The sequence below is a fragment of the Vibrio sp. ZOR0018 genome (genome assembly GCF_963865925.1).
GTDB classification, from domain to species: domain Bacteria; phylum Pseudomonadota; class Gammaproteobacteria; order Enterobacterales; family Vibrionaceae; genus Vibrio; species Vibrio anguillarum.
Genome location: NZ_CAWMCN010000010.1, coordinates 1 through 4080, shown reverse-complemented (window position 1 = coordinate 4080; position 4080 = coordinate 1). Strand labels below are relative to the sequence as shown.

The window sequence follows — 4080 nt, the reverse complement described above, 5'->3', positions numbered from 1 at the left end:
TGATGGTTAAAACAAGTGCTCGTGGCCAAGGTGTCAGTAAGAAATTAATGTCACTGATGGAAAAAACGGCATTAGAGCTTGGTTTGCAGTTACTCGTTTTGGATACTCGCTTAGGTGATGTGGCTTCTTTACTATATGGTTCGATTGGCTACATCAAAGCTGGTCAAATTCCAGAGTTTGCGCGTAGTTCTAGCGGAAAGTTAGAAGCAACAGTTTACTTCTACAAGCAATTGTAATTTAACAAACGGCTCAAGAGGGATTGCCAACGCGTGGTGACTTTAGTGCAAAATTGAAGTTCAGTGTTTATAGTGTGTTTTTTTAGTTCGGCGGTGCGTTGTCAACCCCTTAGCCGGGCGTTAGCTGAATGGTGGTAAATATCAGCATGATCGAAATTAGAAAGTATCAAGAATCAGATGCGCATGATTTATGGGCTATTTTTTATCATACGGTTCGTAATGTGAACTTACGTGATTATTCGCAAGCCCAAGTTGAAGCATGGGCTCCAGATGATTTTTCTTCAGGGATTTGGCAACGAAAAATGAACTATCTTTCACCTTTTGTTGCTGAAATTGGTGGAAAAATTGTTGGTTATAGTGATCTTCAAGAAAATGGATTAATTGATCATTTCTTTTGTCACCATGAACATCAAGGTCAAGGAGTCGGACAACAGTTAATGGAACATTTACTCAGAATGGGTGAGTTACAAGGAATTACTAGGTTTTACTCTGAGGTGAGTATTACAGCTCGTCCGTTTTATGAGAGATTTGGGTTCAAAGTTATACAAGAACAAACCATAGAAGTTCGCGGTCAAAAGCTGTGCAACTTTGTCATGGAGAAATTCAGCTAACAAACGGCTCAAGAGGGATTGCCAACGCTTGGCGACTTTAGTTCAAAATTGCAGTTCAGTGTTTACAGTGTGTTTTTTGAGTTCGGCTATGCGTTGTCAACCCCTTAGCCGGGCGTTAGGCTTTAGGAATAAAATGGCAGCAAAGTCGAAGAAAATAAACTTAGCTAAAGAGCAACTCGAAGATGGTATAGACCTTTACTTTAGAGGCCGTTACGTTTCGGCACTGACGTTACTTGGCGCTGCTGATGAAATATTTTGTGGCATGTTATTAGAAACACAAGGTTATTCGGCATTAGATAATGACTGGCGTTTTAATGTAATGCTCAGAACTTATTACGATACACCACATCTATCAAAGGGTGAGGTTAAGAAAGTTACAAATAGGGCTAAGAATACAGTGAAGCACCATGATAAAGGTGACCCGCTAGAATTACATTTTGATCGTCAGGGTAACGCTTATATGATGTTGTTTCGCGCAATTTCTCACGCTGAAATGCTAAGTGTAAAATTCAGTGGCAGGAGAAAGTTTTATGCGTGGGCAAACAGGGAGTACGGAGTTAAGAAACTGCCAATTACTCTTAGCTCGCAAAAAGCCTAACAAACGGCTCAAGAGGGATTGTCAACGCGTGGCGGCTTTAGTACAAAATTGAAGTCTAGTGTTTACAGTGTGTTTTTTGAGTTCGGTGGTGCGTTGTCAACCCCTTAGCCGGGCGTTATGCAACTCAGGTAAATTTAGGAGTTCAATCTTTTGGGATTTCTCCGGCTATTCGTTTTGTGTTGTCGGCAAATGAGCTTTTTGACCTTAAAATTCGTGGTTCACTCAAGCCGTAAAACAGACAAGGTTCTTTGTTTGCCTCAATCAGTTTTAACGTTGGCGCGTTGTGAATCTTGCGGGTGCAAAGTGTGGAAAGGGCAAGTTAATCGAGCATTTTGCACTTGCTGAAAGTCTTGCTTGTTGAGTTTGTCTCATTCAAAAGCTTGGTTTGTTGTTGAACGGTGGACTTTGTTTTGGCAGCTAATTTATCACGGCTCTTGCTTGGGTTGATTCTTGAATCACTAAACCATTGCAATTGTGGTTTTTGGTCGTGTAAAGTCGATTTATCTTATTGAATTTGCATAACAAACGGCTCAAGAGGGATTGCCAACGCGTGGCGACTTTAGCGCAAAATTGAAGTTCAGGGTTTACGGTGTGTTTTTTGAGTCTGGCGGTGCGTTGTCAACCCCTTAGCCGGGCGTTATGAGCTTTTACCATCATCAACCTCCCAGTAAATGGAGTGTAGTTTCTCCTCAATAAAATCGATGAATACTTTTACTTTTTCTGGCATGTGTCGCCTTTCTGGATACACAGCAAAAATGCTGTGGTCTGGTAAGTCATAGTTAGCCAATACTTGAACTAACTGACCTGTATTGAGGTATCTCTGCACAATAAATGTTGGCATTTGACAGATTCCTAGTCCTTGTAAAAGCATCTCAGATATAGCATCACTATTATTTACTATGAAATTTCCAGTAGGTTCAACCTTGAGCTTTTCATCTGCTTTAAAAAATGTCCATTCAACACCAGCTTGAAACAAGCTGTAATAAATACAATTGTGATCTTTCAAGTCGTGTGGAGTATTGGGAGTACCAGCTTGTTGCAAATACTCAGGGGATGCACATACAACACTGTTGCACTTAGCGAGTTTCCGAGCAATTAGGCTTGAATCTTTTAATTCTCCGATCCGAATTCCGACATCGTAAGCACCAGCGATCATATCAACAACTTGATCATCCATACTTAAAATGACTTTTATGTCAGGGTACAGATCTAGGAACTCTTTTAGGTGAGGGGCTAGGTGTAATCTGGAAAATGTCATTGGGGCATTAATTTTTAATGTGCCTTTAGGGTTGCCTTGATTTAATGTCGCTGCGGTAATCCCTTGCTGAGCTATGTATACAGAATTACGAGCGTAATCTGAAAACTCTTCACCTGACTCCGTTAGTGTCAACTTTCGAGTACTTCGATGGAATAACCTTGTACCAAGGTTATCCTCTAAACTAGATATACGCTTGCTCACGGCTGACTTTGTCATTCCAAGGCGCTCAGCTGCTAATGAGAATGAGCCCGCTTCTACAACTGCTACAAATATTGGGATTGCGGGAAAAATATCTTTCATTGGTGAGTTTTGCTCAACTTAGTTGTGATAATTTAGCTATTATGCATCAATTTGTTGTTAATTATAATGCCCTCATCAGAAGAGGAAAATTTATGTTAAGACAAAGTGGTTTAGCTATAGTAGCTATTTTTAGTGGTCTATTACTTGCGTTAATGATCAGTGTTAACGCCGAATTAGCAGGTACTACCTCTGCATTTCAAGCATCTTGGATTGCTCATGGGGTTGGTGGCATTACAGCGTGGCTTCTTTATTCTGTATTCAAAAAAAATCACGCTCGCGCAAACCGACCGGAAATCAAGAAACAGTATTGGCTTGGAGGTATTCCAGGTGCTTTAACAGTAGTTTTTGCATCAATGACAGTACAGAGTTATATCGGGCTGACAGGAACTTTAGCGTTGGCGCTCATTGGGCAATTTCTTCTCTCATTAATTCTTGAACATTATGGTTTGTTAAACCAACCCAAAACTAAGGTCACTATAGCCAACTTGTTGCCTTCATTATTTGTCGCAATCGGGTCAATTTTAATAATTTACGGTAAGGTAGAGATGTAATGGAATTTATATTACTAGGTCTTCTTAACGGATTTTGTATCACTTTAAGTCGAGTTTTGAATGGTCAGCTTAGTGTGCGTAATGGAGCTTTTCATGCTTCATTCGTGAATCATGCTGTAGGATTTGTTTCGTTGTCCTTATTGTTTATATTTGTAACTGAGCCAGTAAACGCATTACCTCAAGACCTAACTTTATATGTTGGGGGAGTTATTGGTGCGCTGTACGTAGCAGTGAATAGTTTTGTTATGGTTAGGCTTGGGTCAACAAATTCAATAGTATTAGTTGTTGCTGGACAGATGCTGTTTGGGTTGTTCATTGAGGTCTATAGTTTCGGCTTTGAACAAGTTGGGGCGCAGTTTCTTGGAGCAGTTTTAATTGTCACTGGAGTTTTCTTCAAAGGGCGTTTAGGCTTTCAAAATAAGTAAGTGCAACTTATCAAGTGCGCTCTTAGTATCAAGTTTGAAGTGCGACACTTTTTACAGATGCGCATGAATATACTCCGTTGGTGTCCTATACCCAAGTCTTT

5 protein-coding genes and 1 pseudogene are annotated in these 4080 nt (G+C 40.2%); 5 read left to right on the top strand and 1 reads right to left on the bottom strand.

Going from position 1 to position 4080, the window contains the following annotated elements:
- The 3 genes and pseudogenes from AACR75_RS00205 to AACR75_RS00195 all read left to right on the top strand — a co-directional run.
- Positions 1-236, top strand: a pseudogene (locus tag AACR75_RS00205) (GNAT family N-acetyltransferase); the annotation flags it as partial.
- Positions 237-382: 146 nt separating this feature from the next.
- The gene (locus AACR75_RS00200) at positions 383-847 is read left to right on the top strand and encodes a GNAT family N-acetyltransferase (protein WP_047691367.1); all 465 of its coding nucleotides are present in this window, start codon (positions 383-385) and stop codon (positions 845-847) included.
- A 133-nt stretch (positions 848-980) separates the two neighbouring features.
- Entirely contained in the window at positions 981-1445 is a 465-nt protein-coding gene (locus AACR75_RS00195) for a hypothetical protein (RefSeq protein ID WP_047691362.1), read from the top strand.
- A gap of 637 nt (positions 1446-2082) precedes the next feature.
- On the opposite strand, the gene AACR75_RS00190 is transcribed toward AACR75_RS00195, so the two are convergent.
- The gene (locus AACR75_RS00190) at positions 2083-3003 is read right to left on the bottom strand and encodes a LysR family transcriptional regulator (RefSeq protein ID WP_047691357.1); all 921 of its coding nucleotides are present in this window, start codon (positions 3001-3003) and stop codon (positions 2083-2085) included.
- 92 nt (positions 3004-3095) lie between these two features.
- Between AACR75_RS00190 and AACR75_RS00185 the strand changes: the two genes are divergently transcribed.
- Together AACR75_RS00185 and AACR75_RS00180 are read left to right on the top strand one after the other, a co-directional pair.
- Positions 3096-3554, top strand: a complete 459-nt coding sequence (locus AACR75_RS00185) for a DMT family transporter (protein WP_047691356.1) — start codon at positions 3096-3098, stop codon at positions 3552-3554.
- On the top strand, positions 3554-3979 hold the full coding sequence (locus AACR75_RS00180) for a DMT family transporter (protein ID WP_017050349.1): 426 nt from the start codon (positions 3554-3556) through the stop codon (positions 3977-3979). The genes AACR75_RS00185 and AACR75_RS00180 overlap by 1 nt, the downstream gene beginning before the upstream one ends.
- Positions 3980-4080 lie beyond the last annotated feature (101 nt).

What these genes read in the sequence shown, in the direction of transcription:
- AACR75_RS00200 (WP_047691367.1), top strand. Translation starts at nt 383, where the DNA reads ATGATCGAAATTAGAAAGTATCAAGAATCAGATGCGCATGATTTATGG.
- AACR75_RS00195 (WP_047691362.1), top strand. Translation starts at nt 981, where the DNA reads ATGGCAGCAAAGTCGAAGAAAATAAACTTAGCTAAAGAGCAACTCGAA.
- AACR75_RS00185 (WP_047691356.1), top strand. Translation starts at nt 3,096, where the DNA reads ATGTTAAGACAAAGTGGTTTAGCTATAGTAGCTATTTTTAGTGGTCTA.
- AACR75_RS00180 (WP_017050349.1), top strand. Translation starts at nt 3,554, where the DNA reads ATGGAATTTATATTACTAGGTCTTCTTAACGGATTTTGTATCACTTTA.
- AACR75_RS00190 (WP_047691357.1), bottom strand. Translation starts at nt 3,003, where the DNA reads ATGAAAGATATTTTTCCCGCAATCCCAATATTTGTAGCAGTTGTAGAA.